General features: G+C 65.7%; 25 protein-coding genes and 1 tRNA gene. 20 read left to right on the forward strand and 6 right to left on the reverse strand.

Translation table 11 applies throughout. The features are described from left to right. Nucleotides 1–7: 7 nt before the first annotated feature. The 14 genes from BW990_RS12160 to BW990_RS12220 all read left to right on the forward strand — a co-directional run bounded on the left by BW990_RS12160 (nt 8) and on the right by BW990_RS12220 (nt 9,358). Complete coding sequence (locus BW990_RS12160; protein WP_076448307.1) at nt 8–781, forward strand: FkbM family methyltransferase; 774 nt, start codon at nt 8–10, stop codon at nt 779–781. Further along, nucleotides 778–954, forward strand: a complete 177-nt coding sequence (locus BW990_RS21860) for a hypothetical protein (protein WP_159441644.1) — start codon at nt 778–780, stop codon at nt 952–954. The genes BW990_RS12160 and BW990_RS21860 overlap by 4 nt, the downstream gene beginning before the upstream one ends. After that, the gene (locus BW990_RS12165) at nt 951–1,163 is read left to right on the forward strand and encodes a hypothetical protein (protein WP_234990241.1); all 213 of its coding nucleotides are present in this window, start codon (nt 951–953) and stop codon (nt 1,161–1,163) included. Before BW990_RS21860 ends, BW990_RS12165 begins: the two co-directional genes overlap by 4 nt. After that, nucleotides 1,160–1,483, forward strand: a complete 324-nt coding sequence (locus tag BW990_RS12170; RefSeq protein ID WP_076448308.1) for a heavy metal-binding domain-containing protein — start codon at nt 1,160–1,162, stop codon at nt 1,481–1,483. The genes BW990_RS12165 and BW990_RS12170 overlap by 4 nt, the downstream gene beginning before the upstream one ends. Beyond that, nucleotides 1,480–2,373, forward strand: coding sequence for an FkbM family methyltransferase (locus tag BW990_RS12175; RefSeq protein WP_076448309.1), 894 nt, complete (start codon nt 1,480–1,482; stop codon nt 2,371–2,373). The genes BW990_RS12170 and BW990_RS12175 overlap by 4 nt, the downstream gene beginning before the upstream one ends. Continuing rightward, complete coding sequence (locus BW990_RS12180; protein ID WP_076448310.1) at nt 2,370–2,972, forward strand: hypothetical protein; 603 nt, start codon at nt 2,370–2,372, stop codon at nt 2,970–2,972. Before BW990_RS12175 ends, BW990_RS12180 begins: the two co-directional genes overlap by 4 nt. A gap of 32 nt (nt 2,973–3,004) precedes the next feature. Beyond that, entirely contained in the window at nt 3,005–3,760 is a 756-nt protein-coding gene (gene sufC, locus BW990_RS12185; RefSeq protein WP_076448311.1) for a Fe-S cluster assembly ATPase SufC, read from the forward strand. Next, a complete protein-coding gene (locus BW990_RS12190; protein ID WP_076448312.1) occupies nt 3,760–5,043 on the forward strand; it encodes a SufB/SufD family protein in 1,284 nt (427 codons plus the stop codon). The genes sufC and BW990_RS12190 overlap by 1 nt, the downstream gene beginning before the upstream one ends. A gap of 4 nt (nt 5,044–5,047) precedes the next feature. Then, nucleotides 5,048–5,536, forward strand: coding sequence for a YIP1 family protein (locus BW990_RS12195; RefSeq protein ID WP_076448313.1), 489 nt, complete (start codon nt 5,048–5,050; stop codon nt 5,534–5,536). Then, nucleotides 5,533–6,123, forward strand: coding sequence for a YIP1 family protein (locus tag BW990_RS12200; RefSeq protein ID WP_076448314.1), 591 nt, complete (start codon nt 5,533–5,535; stop codon nt 6,121–6,123). The genes BW990_RS12195 and BW990_RS12200 overlap by 4 nt, the downstream gene beginning before the upstream one ends. After that, nucleotides 6,116–7,336, forward strand: a complete 1,221-nt coding sequence (locus BW990_RS12205) for a cysteine desulfurase (protein ID WP_076448315.1) — start codon at nt 6,116–6,118, stop codon at nt 7,334–7,336. Before BW990_RS12200 ends, BW990_RS12205 begins: the two co-directional genes overlap by 8 nt. Nucleotides 7,337–7,426: 90 nt before the next feature. Next, entirely contained in the window at nt 7,427–8,446 is a 1,020-nt protein-coding gene (locus tag BW990_RS12210; protein WP_076448316.1) for a methyltransferase, read from the forward strand. 124 nt (nt 8,447–8,570) lie between these two features. Further along, a tRNA-Arg gene (locus BW990_RS12215) sits at nt 8,571–8,647 on the forward strand. A gap of 198 nt (nt 8,648–8,845) precedes the next feature. After that, nucleotides 8,846–9,358, forward strand: coding sequence for a flavin reductase family protein (locus tag BW990_RS12220; RefSeq protein ID WP_076448317.1), 513 nt, complete (start codon nt 8,846–8,848; stop codon nt 9,356–9,358). A gap of 3 nt (nt 9,359–9,361) precedes the next feature. Here the strand turns inward: BW990_RS12220 and BW990_RS12225 are convergent, their stop codons facing one another. Then, nucleotides 9,362–9,769: a cupin domain-containing protein gene (locus BW990_RS12225; RefSeq protein WP_076448318.1), complete on the reverse strand. Its 408-nt coding sequence runs from the start codon at nt 9,767–9,769 to the stop codon at nt 9,362–9,364. Between the two features lie 81 nt (nt 9,770–9,850). On the opposite strand from BW990_RS12225, the gene BW990_RS12230 reads away from it, so the two are divergent. The 3 genes from BW990_RS12230 to BW990_RS12240 all read left to right on the forward strand — a co-directional run bounded on the left by BW990_RS12230 (nt 9,851) and on the right by BW990_RS12240 (nt 12,325). Continuing rightward, nucleotides 9,851–11,056: an FAD binding domain-containing protein gene (locus BW990_RS12230; RefSeq protein WP_076448319.1), complete on the forward strand. Its 1,206-nt coding sequence runs from the start codon at nt 9,851–9,853 to the stop codon at nt 11,054–11,056. A gap of 104 nt (nt 11,057–11,160) precedes the next feature. After that, nucleotides 11,161–11,655 (forward strand): OsmC family protein, encoded by a 495-nt coding sequence (locus tag BW990_RS21040; protein WP_083950582.1) that lies wholly within the window; start codon nt 11,161–11,163, stop codon nt 11,653–11,655. Then, a complete protein-coding gene (locus BW990_RS12240; protein ID WP_234990242.1) occupies nt 11,648–12,325 on the forward strand; it encodes a TetR/AcrR family transcriptional regulator in 678 nt (225 codons plus the stop codon). Before BW990_RS21040 ends, BW990_RS12240 begins: the two co-directional genes overlap by 8 nt. A gap of 54 nt (nt 12,326–12,379) precedes the next feature. On the opposite strand, the gene BW990_RS12245 is transcribed toward BW990_RS12240, so the two are convergent. Then, the gene (locus BW990_RS12245; protein WP_076448321.1) at nt 12,380–12,901 is read right to left on the reverse strand and encodes a redoxin domain-containing protein; all 522 of its coding nucleotides are present in this window, start codon (nt 12,899–12,901) and stop codon (nt 12,380–12,382) included. A 56-nt stretch (nt 12,902–12,957) separates the two neighbouring features. Continuing rightward, nucleotides 12,958–13,422: an OsmC family protein gene (locus tag BW990_RS12250; protein ID WP_200798045.1), complete on the reverse strand. Its 465-nt coding sequence runs from the start codon at nt 13,420–13,422 to the stop codon at nt 12,958–12,960. 120 nt (nt 13,423–13,542) lie between these two features. Between BW990_RS12250 and BW990_RS12255 the strand changes: the two genes are divergently transcribed. From BW990_RS12255 to BW990_RS12265, 3 genes are read left to right on the forward strand one after another with little or no spacing between them, the layout of a single operon-like run. Further along, on the forward strand, nt 13,543–14,370 hold the full coding sequence (locus BW990_RS12255; protein ID WP_076448322.1) for an FAD binding domain-containing protein: 828 nt from the start codon (nt 13,543–13,545) through the stop codon (nt 14,368–14,370). A gap of 1 nt (nt 14,371) precedes the next feature. Then, nucleotides 14,372–14,851 (forward strand): (2Fe-2S)-binding protein, encoded by a 480-nt coding sequence (locus tag BW990_RS12260; RefSeq protein WP_076448323.1) that lies wholly within the window; start codon nt 14,372–14,374, stop codon nt 14,849–14,851. Next, nucleotides 14,848–17,226, forward strand: a complete 2,379-nt coding sequence (locus tag BW990_RS12265; protein WP_076448324.1) for a xanthine dehydrogenase family protein molybdopterin-binding subunit — start codon at nt 14,848–14,850, stop codon at nt 17,224–17,226. The genes BW990_RS12260 and BW990_RS12265 overlap by 4 nt, the downstream gene beginning before the upstream one ends. Before the next feature lie 302 nt (nt 17,227–17,528). Here the strand turns inward: BW990_RS12265 and BW990_RS12270 are convergent, their stop codons facing one another. From BW990_RS12270 to BW990_RS21380, 3 genes are all read right to left on the reverse strand, one after another. Then, the gene (locus tag BW990_RS12270; RefSeq protein WP_076448325.1) at nt 17,529–18,347 is read right to left on the reverse strand and encodes a DUF2189 domain-containing protein; all 819 of its coding nucleotides are present in this window, start codon (nt 18,345–18,347) and stop codon (nt 17,529–17,531) included. Between the two features lie 279 nt (nt 18,348–18,626). Continuing rightward, nucleotides 18,627–19,916 carry an MFS transporter gene (locus BW990_RS12275; protein WP_076448326.1) on the reverse strand — a complete coding sequence of 430 codons (1,290 nt, stop codon included), beginning with the start codon at nt 19,914–19,916 and terminating at the stop codon, nt 18,627–18,629. 430 nt (nt 19,917–20,346) lie between these two features. Next, the gene (locus BW990_RS21380) at nt 20,347–21,354 is read right to left on the reverse strand and encodes a hypothetical protein (protein ID WP_159441645.1); all 1,008 of its coding nucleotides are present in this window, start codon (nt 21,352–21,354) and stop codon (nt 20,347–20,349) included. Between the last annotated feature and the right edge of the window lie 180 nt (nt 21,355–21,534).

A 21,534-nucleotide genomic window follows, 5' to 3' on the forward strand; every position in this document is an offset into this window, starting at 1 on the left:
GCTTGCAATGGCTGAGGCGCTGGCCGCAGACCAGGACAGTTTCGACGCCGCCGCGGCCCTCGCGGCGGTGGCTTCGGGCAGTCCGGTCAACTTTTCCGACCTGACCATCACCAGGGCCACGCTGTTCGGCCGCCCGATGTGGTTCGCGACCGATACCTGGCGCGATCCGATCCAGCGCAACCACCGCCGGGGGGCCTTCTACGAGCAGCCTGAGCTGGAAGCGCTGCGCCGCTACGTGCCGATGGGCGCGACCTTCGTGGATATCGGCGCCAATGTCGGGAACCATTCGCTGTTCGCCGCGACGTTCCTCAACGCTGCCTGCGTGGTGCCGGTGGAGCCCAATCCGCGCTGCCTGCGGCTGATGCTGCTGACCGCGATGCTGAACGGCGTGCTCGAGCGCTATGATACGCGCGGGCTCGGCATCGGGATGTCGGACACGCCCTCGGGTTCGTTCGGGCTGGAAAAGCGCGACCGCAATATCGGCGCGACCCGCATGCTGGAGGGCGAGGGCGACATTCCCGTGACCACCGCCGATGCGGCGCTGGCGGATCTGACACCGGACTTCATCAAGGTCGATGTCGAGGGCATGGAGATGCGCGTGCTGAACGGTCTGCGCGGCACGCTGGCACGGGCGCGGCCGCGCATGATGGTCGAGGTGGACCAGGAAAACTACGCCGCATTCGACGCCTGGGTGGCCGAGGTCGGCTACGTCGAGACCGAGGTCCACCAACGCTACAAGACCAACAAGAACGTGCTGATCGAACCGGGAGACCCGGCATGAAACTCGCCCTTCTGCCCGCCGTGCTGACCGGCGTGTTCTGCGTCTTTTTCTCGATCGTCGTCAGTGCCTTGGCGAGCGCGCTTGATATGATCGTCTTTCTGGGCGTGTCCTTCGTATCGGGCTTTCTCGGCAACCTTTTCGCCCAAATCGTAACCGGGGGACGCGGACGATGAGCGCGGAGCTGCTGGTCTTCCTGGTGATGAAAAGCGCGGGCGCGGCCGTCGGCGTCTTTCTCGGCACCTTCATCGGCTTCGTGATCCGCGACCGGAAGGGCAAGACCGAGGGGATGATCGGCGGGTCGGTCACGTTGACCGCGCTGGCGGCGGCGGGGCTGGCGCTTCTTGTCATGATGGTCGTCACGTATCTGAGGTTGCCGGCATGATCATTTCCACCACCAACAGCCTCGACGGCTACCGGGTCATCGATTACCGCGGCGTCGTCGTGGGCGAGGCGATTATGGGGGCCAATGTCTTCCGCGATATCTTCGCCTCGGTGCGCGACATCGTCGGCGGCCGGGCCGGGGCCTACGAGGCCAAGCTCGGCGATGCGCGCGACACCGCCATGCGCGAGCTGGAGGAGCGGGCCGCGGCACTGGGTGCGACGGCGGTCCTGGGGGTCGATATCGACTACGAGGTCGTGGGCGATTCGATGTTGATGGTGTCCGTTTCGGGCACGGCCGTCGTCACGGAGAAGGTCGGATGAGCGAAGCCGCACGCGCAAGACGCATCGAAACCCTGCGCGGTCTGCTGGCGCCCGCGCGGCTCACGGAAATCGTGGATGTGGGCGCGAACCCGACCGAATTGCCGCTCTACATGCCGCTCATCGACGCCAAGGCCGCCCGGGTCACCGGGTTCGAGCCGCAGCCCGCCGCCTTCGAGGCGCTGGGGCCGCGCCAGACGACGCATGAACGCTACCTGCCTTACGCGGTGGGCGACGGTCAGCCCGGCACGCTGCATATCTGCCGCAAGGACGGCTTCACCTCGCTGCTGGAGCCCGAACCGCTGACCCAGACCTATCTCTGGCGGCCGCGCTGGAGCCGGATGACCACGGTGATGGACACGATCCCGGTCGAAACCCGGCGGATGGACGACATGGACGAGATCGACGCGCTCGATCTTCTGAAGATCGACATCCAGGGCGGCGAACTGGCGGTCTTCCAGAACGGGCGCGAAAAGCTCGGCGGCGCGCTGGCGGTGGTGACCGAGGTCGCCTTCATGCCGCTTTACAAGGATCAGCCGCTGCTCGATCAGCAGATGGGCGAGCTTCTGGCGCAGGGCTTCCTGCTGCATTCGTTCCGTACCGTCGTGGATGCCGCGCTCTACGACGCGCAGGGGCTGCACGTGCCGCGCGGGGCGCACAAGCACGGCCAGCTGATCGACGGCGACGCGATCTTCCTGCGCGACCCGCGCCGGATGGAGGCGTTCAGTGACGAGCAACTCAAGCATTACGCGCTTCTGGCCGATGGCGCGCTCGACCTGCAGGATCTGGCCGCGCGCTGCCTCACGGAACTGGTCCGGCGCGAGGCGATCCCGGCCGCGGCGCTCGATGCCTATCGTCAGATGCTGCGCGAAAGCGAGGGCCAGCCGGCATGAGCGAGACGGCCGTCAAAACCCGGCCCGAGCTGACCCTGCCGGAGGCCGAGGCAGCGCTGGTGCGTGCGGAGTATTCGCGCGCCGACGTGATCCTCGAATACGGGTCGGGCGGATCGACGGTGATGGCCGCGGAAATGCCGGGCAAGCACGTCTTCACGGTGGAATCCGACCGCGCCTGGGCCGAGATGATGCGCGCCTGGTTTTCGGCGCATCCGCCCGCGTCGGGCTCCGAGGTCGACGTGATCTGGTCCGATATCGGCCAGACGCGGGAATGGGGCCAGCCGGTCGATGACAGCGAATGGAAGCGCTATCCGCGCTATCCGCTGGAAGTGTGGGGCCTCGAGGAGTTTCGCCAGCCGCAGGTGGTGCTGGTCGACGGACGCTTCCGGCAGGGCTGCGCGCTTGCGGCGAAATACCTCGCCCGTGCCCCTGTCACGGTGCTCTTCGATGATTACCTCCATCGTAAGCATTACCACCAGGTCGAGGCCTTCCTCGGCCGACCAGAGATCACCGGCCGCATGGCCCGGTTCGACGTCACACCCGAGCCGATCCCGCCGGATCGCCTGCTTCGGATCATGCAATTGATGGTGCGCCCCTGAGCCCGCCGAGACGAGACACGAAAGGAAGAAATATGCTGGAAATCAAGAACCTGCACGTCAAGCTTGAGGAAGAGGACAAGCAGATCCTCAAGGGCGTCGACCTCACGATCGAGGCCGGCAAGGTGCATGCGATCATGGGTCCGAACGGGTCGGGCAAATCGACGCTGTCCTATGTCCTGTCGGGTCGCAACGGCTACGAGGTGACCGAGGGCGAGGCGACGCTTCTCGGGCAGGATATCCTTGAGCTCGACCCCGAGGAGCGGGCCGCGGCGGGTCTTTTCCTCGCGTTCCAGTACCCGGTGGAAATCCCCGGTGTCGGCAACATGACCTTCCTGCGCACCGCGGTGAACGCGCAGCGCAAGGCGCGCGGCGAGGAGGAGATGTCCTCGACCGAGTTCCTCAAGGTCGTGCGCGAGAAGGCTAAGGAGCTGGAGATCGGTGCGGACATGCTCAAGCGTCCGGTCAATGTCGGCTTCTCGGGCGGCGAGAAGAAGCGCAACGAGATCCTGCAGATGGCCATGCTCGAGCCCAAGCTCTGCATCCTCGACGAGACCGATTCCGGCCTCGACGTGGACGCGATGAAGCTGGTTTCGGATGGGGTGAACAAGCTGCGCGCGCCGGATCGTGGCTTCCTTGTTATCACGCATTATCAACGGCTTCTGGACCATATCACACCTGATGTCGTGCATATCATGTATGACGGCCGGATCGTGAAGACCGGTGGGCCCGAGCTCGCGCTCGAGGTCGAGAAGAACGGTTATGCCGACATCATGGCGGAGAGCGCGTAATGGCGGCCCTGCAACGCAAGTTCGACGATACCGAAGCGCGGCTTTCGGGCCTGACCCTGCCCGAGGGCGGCTGGAGTGCCGCGACGCGGCGCGATGCGCTGTCCCGGGTGCGGTCCATGGGCCTGCCGCATGCGCGCGACGAGTACTGGAAATACACCAAGCCCGCGACGCTGGTGCAGCCCGAAGCGCCGGCAGCAGCCTTGTTCGCCGGTGAGGAGACCCCGATCTTCGACGACGTGGACCGGCTGAAGGTCGTCTTCGTGGATGGCGTCTTCGATCCCGAGGCTTCGGACGCTCTGTCGATGTCGGGCATCACGATCGAACGGCTGGCCGACAGCAATGCCGATATCCACTGGGCGCGCGACCTTTACGGCAAGCTCGAACTGGCGGGTCAGAGCCCGGTGGAGCGCCCGCTGGCCGCGCTCAACACCGCCTTCGCCACGGATGGCGTGCTGATCCATGCCACGGCCAAGGCGGAGAAGCCCGTCAACCTGATTTACATCCATAATTCAGAGACTTCCGACGCGATCCTGCATCATTGCATCAAGCTTGATGAGGGTGCGGAACTGACCGTGCTGGAAAACGGCCCGGCCGCGGCGCGGTTCAACAAGGTGATGGAAGTGGATGTCGCCGACAAGGCCACGTTCCACCATATCCGCACCCAGGGGCGCGATCACGAACGCCGCGCGGCGACCAATATCTTCGGGCGCCTGGGCCGCGAATCGATCTTCAAGTCCTTCACGCTGACAGCGAACGGCGTGCTGACTCGCAACGAATGCGTGCTGGAGCTAACCGGCGACGACGCGGTCGCGCATGTGGCGGGCGCCTGCATGGGCGACGGTGATTTCCACCATGACGACACCGTCTTCATCACCCATGACGCGGTGAATTGCGAAAGCCGCCAGGTCTTCAAGAAGGTGCTGCGCAACGGCGCGACGGGCGTCTTCCAGGGCAAGATCCTCGTCAAGAAAGGGGCCCAGAAGACCGACGGGTACCAGATCAGCCAGTCGCTGCTTCTGGACGAGGACAGCCAGTTCCTCGCCAAGCCGGAGCTGGAGATCTACGCCGACGACGTGGCCTGTTCGCATGGCTCGACCTCGGGCGCGATCGACGAGGAGGCGCTGTTCTACCTGCGCTCGCGCGGGGTGCCGCAGGGCCATGCGGAGGACCTGCTGACGCTCGCTTTCCTGGCCGAAGCGGTGCTTGAGATCGAGGACCAGGACCTCCAGGACGCCGTCAACGGCCGCATCGAGGCGTGGCTGATGCGACGGCGGACCGCCTGAGCCGATGCCGGTCTCGAGCGATATCGTCGCCTCCTATCGCGGCCCCGGCAAGGTGCTGCGCCGTCTTCTGTCGCATGGCCGACGGGAGGAGCGGGCGCTTGCCATCCTGATGGCCGCCTGCCTGCTCTACTTCCTCTCGCGCCTGCCGTCGCTGGCGCGGGAGGCGCATTTGCGGGGCGAGGAACTGAACCCGTTGCTCGGGGGTGCGCTTTTCGGCTGGCTGTTCATCGCGCCGCTTCTTCTCTACGCCGTCGCGGGGGTCAGCCACATGCTGGCACGGGTGCTGGGCGGCAGGGGCACGTGGTACGGCGCGCGGATGGCGCTGTTCTGGGCGCTTCTGGCCTCGTCCCCGCTGGTGTTGCTGAACGGGCTGGTGGCGGGTTTCATCGGGCCGGGACCGGGGCTGACGGCGGTCGGCATTCTCTGGGTCGGCGTCTTCCTGTGGTTCTGGATCGCCGGACTGCGCGTGGCGGAGCGGGGCCAACCGGCATGAGCCCCGCGGGCTATCTTCGCCTTGCGTGGCAAAGCGTGCTGGCCCCGCGCGACGTGGCGCGGCTGCTGCTGTCGCTGCGGCTCGGGCATGAGGCGCTGTTGCTGTCCGCGGCGTTGGTGCTGGTGCTGAACACCGCGCTGGTGCGCGCCTCGGCGATGATCACGCCGCCCGACCCGGCCATCGCGGCCTTCGTCGAGCAGCCGCTGACCTTCTTCATGGGCCTGGGCGGAGTCCTCGCGATCATGGCGCTCGTGCTTACCTGGTGCGGTCGCGCCGTCGGCGGCACCGGCCGGATCGAGGATGTCGGCCTGATGATGATCTGGCTGCAGGGGCTGCGGGTGCTGGTGCAGCTTGCGATGCTGGTCCTCGCGCCGGTGGCCGCGACGCTGGCGGCCTTCGTCTCGGTCGGGGCGTCGCTGCTGGGGCTGTGGTTGCTCGTCAATTTTCTGGCCGAGGCGCATGGCTTCGCCTCGCTCGGCAAGGCCGCCCTGGTGCTTCTGCTGGCCGTCACCGGCCTCGCACTGGGGATCTCTTTCTTTTTCACACTGATCGGGGCCACCGCCTCGGGGATGACCGCAAATGTATGATGTTCATGAGATCCGAAAGGACTTTCCGATCCTGTCGCGGCAGGTGAACGGCAAGCCGCTCGTCTATCTCGACAACGGGGCCTCGGCGCAGAAGCCGCAGGTCGTGATCGACGCGGTCACGCGGGCTTATGCTGAGGAATATTCGAACGTTCACAGGGGTTTGCATTACCTGTCCAACCTGGCGACCGAGAAGTACGAAGGCGTGCGCGGCACCATTGCACGGTTCCTCGGCGTGGCCGACGAAGAGCAGATCATCCTCAATTCCGGCACCACCGAGGGCATCAACATGGTCGCCTATGGCTGGGCGATGCCGCGGATGGAGGCGGGCGACGAGATCGTCCTGTCGGTGATGGAACACCACGCCAATATCGTGCCCTGGCATTTCCTGCGCGAACGGCAGGGCGTGCAGCTGAAATGGGTGGATGTGGACAGCCGCGGTGCGCTCGACCCGCAGGCGGTGATCGACGCCATCGGCCCGAAGACAAAGCTTGTCGCAATCACTCATCTTTCCAACGTTTTGGGAACCGTTGTTGATGTGAAGTCCATCATCGACGGCGCGCATGCGAAGGGCGTGCCGGTGTTGGTCGACGGCAGCCAGGCGGCGGTGCACATGCCGCTCGACCTCGATGCGCTGAACCCCGATTTCTATGCCATCACCGGACATAAGCTATACGGACCAAGCGGTTCCGGGGCAATCTTCGTGCATCGCGACCGCCTGGCCGAGATGCAACCCTTCATGGGCGGCGGCGACATGATCCGCGAAGTGCACAAGGATCAGGTCATCTACAACGACGCGCCGATGAAATTCGAGGCAGGCACGCCCGGCATCGTGCAGACCATCGGGTTGGGTGTCGCGCTCGATTACATGATGGGTCTCGGGATGGAGAACATCGCGGCGCATGAGGCGGTATTGCGCGATTACACGCGCAAGCGGCTCGACGGGCTCAACTGGCTATCGGTTCAGGGCACCACCGACGACAAGGCCGCGATCTTCTCGTTCACCATGAACGGTGCCGCGCATGCCCATGATATCTCGACGATTCTCGACAAGAAGGGAGTCGCGGTCCGGGCCGGTCAGCATTGCGTTGGGCCGCTCATGGATCACATGGGCGTGGCGGCGACCTGCCGGGCGTCGTTCGGGCTCTACAACACCGAGGACGAGGTCGACGTGCTGATCGACGCGCTGGAACTGGCGCACGATCTCTTCGGCTGAGCGGGCTGATTGCCGACCGGGCCGGCGGTTGTGCCCGGCGGCCCGGTCCGTACCATGGCGGCGATGTTCACCACGAGGGAGCCGCCCGCCATGTCCACCGACCTTCTGACCGACGCCGACCAGATCTCCGATATCGCCTTCGGCTTCATGGGATCGAAGGCGCTTTTCGCGGCGCTGGATGTCGGGCTGTTCACGGCGCTGGCGGACGGCGCAAAGACCGCCGAGGAGGTCGCGGTGGAGACCGGGCTGCATCCGGCGCGCGCCGAGACGCTGCTGACGGCGCTGGCGGGGCTGGGCCTGTTGTCGGTCGCCGAGGGCCGCTTCGCCAATGCGCCCGCGGCGACGGATTTCCTGGTGGCGGGCGCGCGCTACGATTTCGGCGATTACCTGCGGCTGCAGGTGGACAAGCAGATGTACCGGCTGCTGGGGCAATTGACGCCCGCGCTGACCGGAACGCTGCGAAAGGACGCCACCGACAGCTACGAGACCTGGTTTTCGGATGCCGAGGAGGCGCGGCTTTACTCGGAAAGCCAGCATGCGGGCTCCACCGGCCCGGCGCGCCAGCTTGCCCGGCGGCTCGATCTGGAGGGCGCGCGGCGCATGCTCGACGTGGGCGGCGGCACCGGCGCCTTCGCGATCGGTCTCTGCCAGGCCAATCCCGACCTGCAGGTCACCATCCTCGATTTTCCGAATGTCGCGAAGCTCGGGCGGGATTACATCGCCGCGGCGGGGCTCTCGGACCGGATCGGCTACCAGACCGGCAACGCGCTGGAGGCCGAGTGGCCCGGAGGCGTCGACGCGGTGCTCATGTCCTACCTGTTCTCGGGCGTGCCGGGGGATGCGCATGCGGCGCTGCTCGCAAAGGCGATGGCGGTCCTGACGCCGGGCGGCCGGGTCATGGTGCATGACTTCATCGTCCACGCGGATCGCACCGGGCCGCGGCTGGCCGCGCTCTGGCAGTTGCAGCACACCGCCTTCACCCCGGAGGCCCGGTCGACCGACACGGCGGGACTGACGCGGGAACTGGAGGATGCGGGCTTCGAGGACGTGGAGATCGCGCCGATGATCCCCGAGATGACGATGCTGGCAGTGGCGCGCAAACCGCGCTGAGCGTAGGGGCGCACCGGGCGGGACCCCGGTTGCATGGCGCGTGGCCCAAGGGGCGGTGAAATTGCCCGCGCCGCGCCGGATGCGTCTTGCGTCGGACGATCTGGCGCGTTAACCCGACGCACAGGCACCCGTAGCTCAGCTGGATAGAGCGCTGCCCTCCGAAGGCAGAGGCCAGAGGTTCGAATCCTCTCGGGTGCGCCATTTCCAAACCCGTGCCGACCTCCGCCACGTCAGCGTGCGAAGCGCCTCTGCGCAGGCGACCGGCCCGCGCATTGTCTGCCGGATGGGCAGGATGGCGCGGCGGAAGGGCGCATTGGGTGCCTTTTCGCAAACAATCAGGCAACGGAATTGGTCTTGAGGCGCGCGCGGGATATCTTCGTTCCAAAGGGGACCAGAGCCATGAACGCACCCGCACCGCCATTCACCCGTACCCGCGATCCGCGTGACCTGCGCCGGTCGTTGTCGCATTTTCCGACCGGGGTCACGGTGGTCACCGCACGCGGGCGCGGCGGGGCGCCGATCGGGGTGACGGTGTCGTCCTTCAACGCCGTGTCGCTGGAACCGCCGCTGATCCTGTGGAGCCTCGCGCTCAGTGCCGCCAGCCTCGCGGAGTTTCGCGCGGCGGACTTTTTCGCGGTCAACGTGCTGTCTGACATCCAGTCGGACCTGCCGCGCATCTTCTCCAGCCCGGTGGCGGAGCGTTTCGCGGGCCTCGACTGGCGCGAGGGCATCGGCGGGGCGCCGGTGCTGTCGGACAGCGCCGCGGTCTTCGAATGCCGCGCCTATGCCCGCTACGATGGCGGCGATCACGAGAACATCCTCGGCGAGGTGCTGCAGCACGACCGCCGCGAGGCCGCGCCGCTGGTCTTCGCCAAGGGGCGCCTCTCGACCCTGCAGGAGCCCGAGGGCTGAGGCTCAGAACAGGGGCGCGTTGGGGCTGTCGAGATATTCGACCGTGGTGAAGCAGAGCACCGTGTCGCCGATATTCTCGAGGTCGTGGGTCATGCTTTCGCCCTTTCCGAAGGTGAAATGCCGCGTCGTACCGACGTCGTAATCCATCTCCGACACCGTGCCGTCGGCAAAGCGGGACCGCGCCCGTCCGGCGGTGGTGGCGACCCAGAAGTAATCCAGCACATGGGTGTGGAGCGGCAGGCGGTCGCCGGGCTGCATCTCGATCAGCCAGACCCGCGCCCGGTCGCTTTCGCTGACCAGCGTGGAGCCGACGCGGCCGTTCTCATGCGCCGTGTCGAGTTCGGCCAGGTATTGCGGCGTCCAGTGCGGTCCGGAGAAGGCTTCCTGCGGACGGGCGGTGGTCTTCGTCATGTCATGGCTCCCTTGCGCTCGCTTTTTAATTATAGAGTGATAATTAGAGGTCGGAAAGTGCAAGGGACGGGGGCTGCGCGGATGGGAGGCAGGGCGGCGATTGCGGGCGGATCGATTGGCGGGCTCTTCGCGGCGGCGGCGCTGACCCGGGCCGGGTGGGACGTGGTGGTCCATGAGCGCGCGGGCGTGCCGCTGGCGGGGCGCGGCGCGGGCATCGTCACTCATCCCGAGCTCGTGGCGGCGCTGCAGGCGGTGGACGCCGACACGGCCGATCTCGGGGTGCAGGTGCAGGAGCGGATCGCCTTCGATCAGCAGGGCCGCGCCCATGCCCGCATGCCCTATCCGCAGGTGGTGACCTCCTGGGACCGGATGTACCAGGCGCTTCGGGTGCTGATCCCGGATGATCGCTACCGGCTGGGCCAGGCGCTGAGCGGGTTCACGCAGGACGACAGCGGCGTGACCCTGCGCTTCGAGAACGGCACGGAGGCGCGCGCCGATCTGCTGATCGGAACCGACGGTTTCCGCTCGGTGGTGCGCGGGCAGATCGCGCCAGATATCCAGCCGGTCTATTCGGGATACGTGGTCTGGCGCGCGCTCGCCGAAGAGGGCGATCTCGATCCCGGCATCCGCGACCGCGTCTTCGACGTCTTCGGCATGTTCATGCCCAAGGGCACGCAGATCGTGGGCTATCCCATCGCCGGTGAGGGCAACGATCTGCGCCCCGGGCACCGGCGCTACAATTTCGTCTGGTACGTGCCGACCGAGGCCGCCGACCTCGATGACATGCTGACCGATGCCGAGGGCAGGCGGCACGCCGTCTCGATCCCGCCGCCGCTGGTCCGGGAGGCGGTGGTGAAACGGGCCGCGCAGCGCGCCGCCGAATGGCTGCCCGACGTGTTCGAGCATGTGCTGGCGCGCAGCGAACGCCCCTTCTTCACCCCGATCTACGATCATATGAGCCCGGATTTCGCCCAGGGCCGCGTGGCCATCGCGGGCGACGCGGCCTGCGTCGCGCGGCCCCATGTGGGCATGGGCGTGACCAAGGCCGGGGGCGACGCGCTGGCGCTGGGGCGGCACCTTGCGGGTGTCGGCCCGGACGGCGTTGCGGCGGCGCTCAGGGCCTATTCGGCGGAGCGCGTGCCGGCTGCGCGCGCCGCCCATGACCGCGCGCAGATGTTGGGGCGCTACATCTTCGCCGATCCCGCGACGGGGCATAACCGGGACGGGCGCAACAACCCCAACCAGGACGAGATCCTGCGCCTCACCGCGGTGGCGGATTTCGGATAATCACGACCGGGCGATCCGACGGGCCGGCCCGACCCATCCCGACCACCAGACGACCAGACCACGCGCGGCGCCGCTACCCCGGCCCGTCACAACAGGAGCGCGACATGGCAGACGAGCAGAGCAAGACATTCGACGTCATCTTCGAGGGCACGGGCCGGTCCAGCGGCAAGATGCGCAACGACATCGCGGTGGCATGGCCGATGATGAAGGAGCGGTTCGAACTGGCGACCGACGAGGGCCCGTTCCATGGCGGGGACGGCACCGCGCCGCCGCCGCTGGCGCTGTTCACCGCCGCGCTGACCGGGTGCCTGATGACCCAGATCCGCGCCTTCGCCAAGCGGCTCAGGATCGAGATCCGTGACCTGGAGGTGAAGGCGACCCTGCACTGGTCCGGCGAACAGGTCGGCAACGATCCCTACGTGACCGCGCCGGTGGGCTTCGCGCTCGATGTGGATATCGACAGCGATGCCGGGGCGGAGGCGCTGACGCATCTGCTTGAATGCGCGAAGAAAGGATGTTTCATCGAACAGAGCCTGGCCGAGGGGGTCGCGGTCCGGCACAGGTTGAAGGTGGACGATGCATGGCAGGCCATTGACTGACGATCCGAAAAGGCTGGACGCGAAAGACGACGCCGGCGCGGGCCGTCCGCGGCGCAAGCGGCTGTCTTCGGACGAGCGGCGCGAGGAATTCATCGCCAAGGCCATCGAGTTCTTCGCCCAGCAGGGTTTCGAAAGCTCGACCCGGGCGCTGGCGCGGCAGCTGGGCGTCACCCAGCCGCTGCTCTACCGGTATTTCCCCTCGAAGGGCGATCTGATCGCGGAGGTCTATGACCGCATCTACGTCAAGCGCTGGCGCGCGGAATGGAGCGACCTGCTGGCGGACCGCAGCAAACCGGTGCGCGCCCGGCTGGTCGAGTTCTACGCGGCCTACACCGACGTTGTCTTCCATGACGACTGGATGCGGATCTTCCTGTTCTCGGGCCTCAAGGGGGCCGATATCAACCGCCGATACATGAAGCTCGTGCGCGCCCGCATCCTCGAGCCGATCCTGCGCGAACACCGCCACGAAAGCGGGATGGACGGGCTCGAGCCCACCGACGAGGAGGTCGAGTTCGCCTGGATCATGCATGGCGGCATTTTCTATTACGGTGTCCGCACGCTGATCTACGAGGCCTCGGTGCTCAACAACAAGGCCTTCGTGATCGAAAGCTCGATCGACGCTTTCCTCGGGCAATTGCCGAAGGTGCGGGCGGCGGCAGAGGCGGGCTAGGCCGCCTCGGCGCCGGGTGGGGCGCGACCCGCCTGGGGCCGCGCCGCCGGGTCGTCAGGCCTTCGTGCCGCGCGCGGGATAGCCCGCGCCCACGGCGCCGACCTTCGACAAGAGGATATCGAGGTTCGGCCGCGCGAAGGGCATTGTGGCGATGTCCACGAGGTACAGCTCGCCATCGGGCTTGACCCAGAAGGTGCCGGGCTCGGCGAAGGTGGCGGTCTCGGCCTCCTTGATCGAGCTCGAGAGATACAGCCCCCAGTTCCGCGCATCCTCTTCGGTCATGCCGTAGGCGATGGGCGTCTTCTCGAGGCCCCATTCGGACTTGGTCTTGGTCGCGCGGTCCTCGGGGTCCATGGAGACCGCGACGACCTTGACGCCGGCCTCGGCGAAGGCGTCGATCCGGGGCTCCACCTGACCGGCGAGGAAATCCTTGCAGACCGGGCAGTGATAGCCGCGATAGACGAGGATCATCGTCACCGCTTCGGGTGTTTCGTCGGCCAGCGTGAAGGTGCCGCCGCCCACGAGCGGAAGGGACAGGGCAGGGGCCTTGGTGCCGGGCATGATCTTGGTCGGCATCGGGGACGTCTCCTTTGTATCTTTTGGGGTGTGTCGGTCGCTGGAACCCGAACGCGTCAGAGCGGCGTCGAGGTCCAATTCTCGGTGATGGTGATGCCCGCGCCGCGGATCACCTTGGCGATCGGGCAATACTTCGCCAGATCGGTCTTGATCGCCTCGAGCTGATCGGGCGTGGCGTTGGTGGCCACCTCGATCTGCATCGCGATGTTGGAAAAGGGCAGGTCGATCTCTTCCTCCAGCATGGCCCCCATGCGGTGGAACTCGGCGCTGAGCGCGATCTGCATCTCGCCCATCTCGACGCCCATCTTCTCGGCGATGCGGTGCGAGATGACGTTGGTGCAACCAATGAGCGAGGACATCAGCGTCTCGGTCGGGCTCAGCCCCTGGTTGGTGCCGCCGCGCGCTTCGGGCTCGTCGATGGTCGCGGTCACGTCGCGGCTGGTGATGCGGGAGCGGGCATGGGTTTCGCCGATCGCCGTCATCGCCATCGGCACCGTCGGTTTCGCCGTCATCTTGACCATCGGGGGCCTCCGAATTTGCGCTTGCCAGTTATTTATAAGTCGATAAATTAACTGATACGGGAAGGGTCCTGCAATGACAAGAGCGCCGATCGGGGCGCGCCTCGGGACCGGGGAGGGATCATGAAAGCCGCGGATTTCGCGTATGAAAAGCCCGGAAACCTGGCCGATGCGCTGGCGCTTCTGGCCGATCCCGACCGGGATGCGAGCCCCCTTGCGGGCGGGCAAAGCCTTGTTCCGATGATGAATTTCCGCATGGCCATGCCCGATCTTCTGGTCGATCTCGGCGCGCTCGATGAGCTGCGGGGGATTGCCCCGGGCGCGGCGGGCGGTCTGACCATCGGGGCGATGACGCGCTACGCGGACCTCGAAGCGTCCGAGCTTGTCGCCACCCATGCGCCGCTCATCGCGATGGCGTTGCCCCACATCGCCCACGCGGCGATCCGCTACCGCGGCACCATCGGGGGCAGCGTGGCGCTCGCCGATCCCGCGGCGGAAATGCCCGCGCTGATGCTGGCCATGGATGCCGAGATCGAGGCGCAATCGTCCCAAGGCAGCCGCCGCATCCGGGCTGCGGAGTTCTTCACCGGCATCTACGACACGGCCCTCGCGCCGGGCGAGCTGGTCACCGCGATCCATATCACGGCAGCCCCGGAGGGCCGTCGCTTTGCATTCTACGAACTGGCCCGGCGGCACGGCGATTACGCCATGGCGGGGGTCGCCGTCGCGGCGACGGGCACGAACCGCGCCGATCCGCGCATAGCCTTCTTCTCGGTCTCGGACAGGCCGGTGCGGGCGATCCGGGCCGAGGCCGCGCTGCAGGCGGGCGATGCGGAGGACGCAATGGCCGCGCTCGACGAGATCGACTTCGCGGGCGATCTCAATGCCGACGCCAGGACAAAGCGCCACCTTGCGGGCGTGGTTCTGAAACGCGCTCTGGGGAGGCTCTGAGATGGCGCAGACACGCATGATCCGCCTGACGGTGAACGGCGAGACCGGCAGCTACACCGTCCCGGTGCGCCAGAACCTCGTCGATTTCATCCGCAACGATCTGGGCCTCACCGGCAGCCATGTGGGTTGCGAGCACGGGGTCTGCGGCGCCTGTTCCATCGAGGTGAACGGCGACCTGGTGCGCGGCTGCCTGATGTTCGCGGTGCAGGCCGACGGGGCGGAGATCACCACCATCGAGGGGCTGGCCGAAAGCGGCCGGGGGGCTGCCCTGCGCGCCGCCTTCACCGCGCGCAACGCGCTGCAATGCGGGTATTGCACGCCGGGCATGCTGGCCACCGCGCTCGATTACGTCGAGGGCGGCGGGGCGGCCGACCGCGATGCGATCCGGGCGCATCTGTCGGGCAATTACTGCCGCTGCACGGGCTACCAATCCATCGTCGACGCGGTCTGCGACGTGATCGAGGGGAGGGTCGAGGCATGAGCGGCCCGCTGACGATCTTCGACCGGCCCCGCGACTATATCGGCCAGCCGGTGCCGCGCGCGGACACGAAGCGGCTCCTGCAGGGCCGCGGCACGTTCATCGACGACATCCAGCTGCCCCGAATGCTGCATGCGGCCTTCGTCCGCTCGTCCGTGGCGCATGGGGTCATCACCGGCATCGACGTGGCCGAGGCCCGGGCGCTGCCCGGCGTCGTCGCGGTCTATACCGGCGCCGACATCGCGCCGCATGTGGAGCCTTACGTGGGTGTGCTGAGCCACCTCGCGGGCCTGCGCTCCGCCCCGCAGATGCCGCTGGCGGTGGGGGTGACCCGCTGGATCGGCGAGCCGCTGGCGATGATCGTGGCGCAGAGCCGTGCCGTGGCCGAGGATGCCGCGGCCCTGGTGACGGTCGAGATCGACCCGCTCGAGGCGGTGACGGATATGGAAACCGCCCTCGATCCCGCGACGCCGGTGATCCATGCGGAAATGGACTCGAACCTCGCCTGGGAACGCACCGTCGATGTGGGCGACGTCGATGCGGCCTTCGCGAGGGATGACGTGACCGTCGTCGAACGGCGCTTCCGCTTCGGGCGGCATACCGGCGTCACGCTGGAGACGCGGGGCGCGGTCGCGGCCTATGATCCCTCCGAGGACGAGCTGACCTTCTGGTATTCGGGTCAGGCGCCGCACATGATGCAGTTCATCTTCGCCAAGCATCTGGGCCTGCCCGAAGAGAACGTGCGCGTCGTCAGCCAGGATGTGGGCGGCTCCTTCGGGATCAAGATCCACACCTATGGCGACGAGGTCGCGACGGCGCTCGCGGCCAAGCTTCTGGGTCGCCCGGTGAAGTTCGTGGCAGACCGGATGGAGAGCTTCCTGTCGGACATCCATGCGCGCGACCACGTGGTCGACGGGCGGATCGCCGTCGATGCCGAGGGCAGGGTCGCAGCGCTGGCCTTCGACGATATCACCGGGATCGGGCCGTTTTCCATGTATCCCCGCACCTCGGCCATCGAGGCTAACCAGGTGCTGAACCTCACCGGCGCGCCTTACGTGATCGGGAATTACCGCGCCCATGCCAAGGTCGTGTTCCAGAACAAGAACATGATGTGCCAGTACCGCGCGGTGGGGCATCCCATCGCCATGGCGGTGGCGGATTGCCTCTTGGAGGATGCCGCGCACGAAATCGGCATGGATGTGGTGGAGATCCGCAGGCGAAACCTGATCCCGGACGACGCCTATCCGACGCAATCCGCCTCGGGCATGAAGCTCGACGATCTGAGCCATCACAAGAGCCTCGAGACCCTGGTCGAGACAATGGACTACGACGCGCGCCGGGCGGAGCATGCCAAGCTGCGCGAGGACGGCATCTATCGCGGGCTCGGCCTTATTTCGATGGTGGAGGTCACCAACCCCAGCCCGATGTTTTACGGCATCGGCGGCGCGCCCATCGCGAGCCAGGACGGGGCGACGATCCGGCTCGATGCGGGCGGCGGGGTGCATGTCTCCTCGTCCGTGACCGAACAGGGGCAGGGCACCAACGCCATCCTCGCCCAGATCGCGGCGGATGTCTTCGGCGTGCCGATCGCGCGGGTGAAGGTCACCACGGGCGACACGCGCACTACGCCTTATGGCGGCGGAACCTGGGCGTCGCGGGGGGCCGGCATCGGCGGAGAGGCCTGCCTGCAGGCCGCGCAGGCCTTGAAGGAGCAGGTGCTCGAGGTGGCGGCGGTGATCCTGCAATCGGCACCCGGCAAGCTCGATATCCGCGCCGGGGCGGTGGTGGATGCCGAGGGCGGCGCGGAGCGGATGACGCTCAGCGATCTCGCGCGCACGGTCTATTACCGCGGCAATGAACTGCCCGCCGATCTGAAGCCCGAACTGGTCGCGACGCGGCATTACCGGGTCACCGATTTCCCCTTCGTCTTCACCAATTGCGCCATGGCCGCCGAGGTCGAGGTCGACCCCGAGACGGGCTTCGTGCAGGTCCTGAACTTCTGGGCGGTCGAGGATTGCGGCCGGGTCATCAACCCCGTTCTGGTCGACGAACAGGTGCGCGGCGGCGTGGTGCAGGGGATCGGCGGTGCGCTTTACGAGGAATGCATCTACGACGCCGAGGGCCAGCTGCAGAACGCGACCATGGCCGATTACCTCGTGCCGATGGCCTTCGAGATGCCCGATATCGTGGTGAAACACGTGGAGACCCCGACCAAGACCTCGGTGCTGGGCGCCAAGGGCGCGGGCGAGGCGGGCACGGGCGGCGCGCCGGGGGCGGTGATGAACGCGGTGAACGACGCGCTGCGGCCCCTCGGCGCCGAGATCCACCAGATGCCTATGACGCCCGAGCGGATCCTGCGGGCCCTAGGGAAGGTGTGAGGCGGCGCGGGGTGCTGGCGCGCTTTTGAGCGCGGAGCGGCACTACGGGAATGATCGTCTTGGGTTTGGCCGTGTGACGCAGGTGGCCGACCTTACCCCATGATCTCGGGGCAGGGCGCAGTGTGGGACATCATTGCTGTCCGAGATTGAGCTTGCGAGGTCAGCAAACGGTCCCTCGCAATCCCTCCTTCAGGAACGGCGACTTTAGGCCGTCGCCGTTCGCGGCTTGCTCGTGGCAATTCCGCCGAAGACCTGCTCCGCGACGATCCGGAAATGGGGCTTTAGGCGAACCACTGGAAGGATCACTCCTCCGCAGGTGCCACCGCCCGCTGATACAGATGCCACGTGGTGTGGCCGAGGATCGGCAGGGTGAAGATCAGGCCCAGAAAGGCCGGGACCAGCGACACCACCATGGTCACCGAGATGATCGCCGCCCAGCCCAGCATCACCACCGGGTTTTCCGTGACGACGCGCACGGAGGTGACCATGGCGGAGACGAAATTGGTTTCCCGGTCGAGCAGCATGGGCATGGAGACGACGGTCACCGCGAAGAGGACAGCCGAGAGACAGGCGCCCACGCCGGTGCCCACCGCAAGAAAGATCCAGCCCTGCGGTGTGAAGAGAACCGCGTTCAGGAACCCTTCGAAGTCGGAGAAGGAGGTGTTCTGCAGGATGATCGCGAGCCAGAGACGGACCTGGTACATCCACACCCAGAAGATGAACAGCGTGACGAAGGCCATCCAGCCCATTTCGCGTTTCCGTTGATCGGCCATGACGGTGAGGATGTCGGACCAGCCGAAACTCTCGCCCCGCTGCAACCGGCGGGACATCTCGTAAAGCCCGGCCGCGGCGAAGGGCGTGACGAGCGGAAAGCCGACGATGAACGGAATGATCATCCAGATCATGTCGAGCCAGACCAGGCACCACACCAGCAGGATGCCGAAAACCGCGTAGAACAACCCGAAGAAGCCGCTCATCAGCGGGCGCGCCAGGAAGTCGGAGAACCCGGCCTTCAGCGACTCGGTGATATCATCGGCCGTTACCTTGTTGACCTTGGGCAAGCTGCGCTGATGCGGCGTCAGTTTGTCCGGCGGTGTGGACCCGTCGATCTTGGATGTCATGACACACTCCTCCCAAAGCATGGCAGCGCGCCGGCCCTTTCGGCAAAAGACCCGGCGGTGAACGAGACATCCCTCCTCCTTGCCGAAGTCTGCCTCAGGTACGGCGCAAGGGCAAGGAAAGGCGCATGGCCGGTCGGTCCGCGAAGCGGCAGCACGGCGCGGTGAATGGCGGGTTCCATGACATGGTTGCGCGCGGCCTCGAGGGGGCGTTCATGCGCGCCGCGGCGAATGACAGCTCCGCGCCTCAGAGCCAAATGCCGCGCTCTGGTCGCATGCCAGCTATCCGGCCGCCGCATTGAGCCGTCTGGCCAGCACAATGGTCAGGACCGCGGCAATGACGAGAAACACCGTACCCATGAGCCAAGCGACAGGTGTGGAGTAGATATCGGCGATGGCTCCCGCCAGGATCAGGCCCAAAGCGGCCCCGAGTTGCTGTATCAGCGATCTCAAAGACAGCATTGTCGACCGCTGACGGTCGTCGACGCAGCGATGCAGGATAGTGCTGGCCGGTGTTTCGCTGACACCGATGAGCACGGAATACAGGATGAAGACCGCCACGAAGCCGACGATGCCGCCCTGCAATGCCAATGCGATCTGGACGCCTGCCAGGCACGCAAAGGTCGCCGCCAGCGTCATCGCGTGCCGCCGCCTGAAGATCCAGCTGACATGCGGCGACAGAGAGGCGCCGAGCGCGATCGAGAAGAAATAGGTCGCCGTCACGACACCGATGACGGTGTTGGCGTAGCCTGCGTCCAACATGGGTTTGGCATGGGTCGGCCAAATCACCTCGACGGGGTTGGTGGCCATCAGAAAGAACGCCAGCGCGGCCAGAAGTATCGACAAGGCGGGATGTTTCAGCGCCAAGAGGCTCGCCTCCCGTATCACTGTCGGGACATTCGCGAAGCCGTGCCCGAGAGCCCTGACGTTCATGGGACGCGGATTTTCGACGATGGCCCACATCGTGAAGGCAAAGACGCCCAGCATCACAGCAAAGCTTGCCGCGTAGGATACGTCATAGATGCTGAAACCGAGGCGTTCCGCGACCGGGCCAAATACATCAGGAAGAAATCCCCCGACGACGGCCCCGATGGCCAACCCGACGGCATTCGCCCATTGCGCCCTGGCCAGGGCGGGCTGGACATCGACATTCGGTGCGGCGGCCGCGAAGGTTTCCACAAACCACGCATCCAGCGTGCCCGACCGCAGCGCGCGTCCGAACCCGATGAAGGCAAACGAGACCGCGAGAACATGGAAATCGCGCGTGGAAAGAAAGAGCGCGAGCGACATCAGGCTGGCGACAACCGCGGTCAGGAAGACCGGCTTGCGGCCGATGCTGTCGGCAAGACCGCCGAACGGCAGCTCCAGTGCCATCGTCGTGAGCGAGTAGACCCCGAAGAGAAGTGCGATCTGAAAGAGGTCCATTCCCCGGTCGGTCAGCGCCAGAGCGACCACGGAAACCGTCAATCCCATCGCGAAACGGTCGAGGAACTGGTGTATCTGAAACACGCGGATATGCCGTCGTGCCGAACCGGTCAGCGCTGCGAAGGAAAACTCTGTTTCGGTTGCCATACGAGCAACATCGACTTTGCCGTCACCGTCTACAATAGCTCAGCTACCGCAAGCCATCCGGCGTCAGCCGATGCGGTCGCCTGCAGAAGCGCAATCTTGGTTTGCCCCGCTCAGCAAAGCCCGCCGCCGGCCGCAGCGGGGGTCTGCTCACTGCCTCGTTTGACAGGGTCGGCTCAAGGCCCCGGGCGGTCGTCTGTGCGAGGCGCAACGGGTGGCGGCTGCGAGCCCAGATTTACCGCGGCGCGCCAGGCGGAGTTCGCGCGTGCAGTAAGGTTCATCTTGGCGCGATCGGCGCTTTCCCGACATTCGCTGTCGTCATCGACGCCGCAGTGCGGCTTTCCGGAACCCGCCATTCGAACCGGTGTGCAGCATAACCTGGAGAGTGAGTGTTGGCAGCATGGACGCCGCAGAAAAGATCGAAGGCCTGTACCTATAGCCAGTTATACCGATGCGGGTCCCGTGACTTGAGCGCCGCCTTCATGCCATCGCGTTCTTTTGGCGACGCCGCCGCGAGTATTGACTGAAGCTCTCTGTCGACCGACTCATGAGTGGCACCTCGAGCTTCCGCTTTCGCATACCAGTCGGCACCGGCTGCATAATCGCCCATTTCCATGTGGATTGCGCCGAGCAGCGTGCATGGGCGGAAGTCGCTTGGCGTCAAGCTGTAAGCTTCGCCTCCGGCCCCCCGCGCCTCTTGGTGACGTTTTAGGTCACGCAGCGCACCGCCGCGTGTCGTCAGTGCAGCCGAGCGCAGTTTTTTGCCTGTAGCTTGACTGAGCGCATCCTCCGCGACTTCCAGTCCTTTTTCGGCATGATCGGCTTTCCGCCACTGGGCACACGCATTGATGGCTTGCCAAGCATCGCCGGTCTTATGCCATGCTTCGGTAAAGGCTTTCGCTTGGTTACAGTGGTGGGCCTTACGCAGTTCTTCGGTCCAGTAGTCCGAGCCGGTAGAGCCCAGCCACAGAATGTCATCTGCATCGATTGGATTTCCATCTTCGACTTCCCAAAGGATGCGCATGACCCTCCCGTAATCCGCCCGCTCGATATAGCCGAGACCGAAACGGCTGCGACGCCAACGGCGCTCGATCTGTCTTTCCCGCTTTGCGAAGAGCGCCTTATTCTTGCGTTTCGTTGCTTCATCTCGGCGACACCGTTCGCCCACCTCTCTTTGCTCGGCGGATATCTTCGCATCGAGACGCATTTCCCGCTCTTTCTGCGAACTTTTTTGAAATCCTTCGGCGTCCAGTTTGCCAGTAGCTAACTGAAGCAGAGCATCGTAACCGCGTTCTCGCAAGAAATGCTGTTGAATGCTCGTGAGAGGACAGCGAGCATCAACTCTTTGAAAGACAGCGTAAAGGCGACTTCCGGGAATAGCAGCGCCGGGCACATCATCGAGAAAGTACGCTATGCCAAGGTCCGCAGTAGAGGAGTTCATAGGTGAGCTTTCTCCTGGAACCGTTGCAAGCAGCCTGAACCAGCCGTTCTACGGATTGCAAGTCAATTTTTTAGGCAATCGATGGCGCTATCATATTTCCGATTGTGAAGGATTTCATTCCTATCCGCCAGAACAACCCAACCGGCCCTCTCCGGACATTCACGAGGCTGGCCAACGCCG

The organism is Roseivivax lentus (assembly GCF_900156805.1).
Taxonomy (GTDB): domain Bacteria; phylum Pseudomonadota; class Alphaproteobacteria; order Rhodobacterales; family Rhodobacteraceae; genus Roseivivax; species Roseivivax lentus.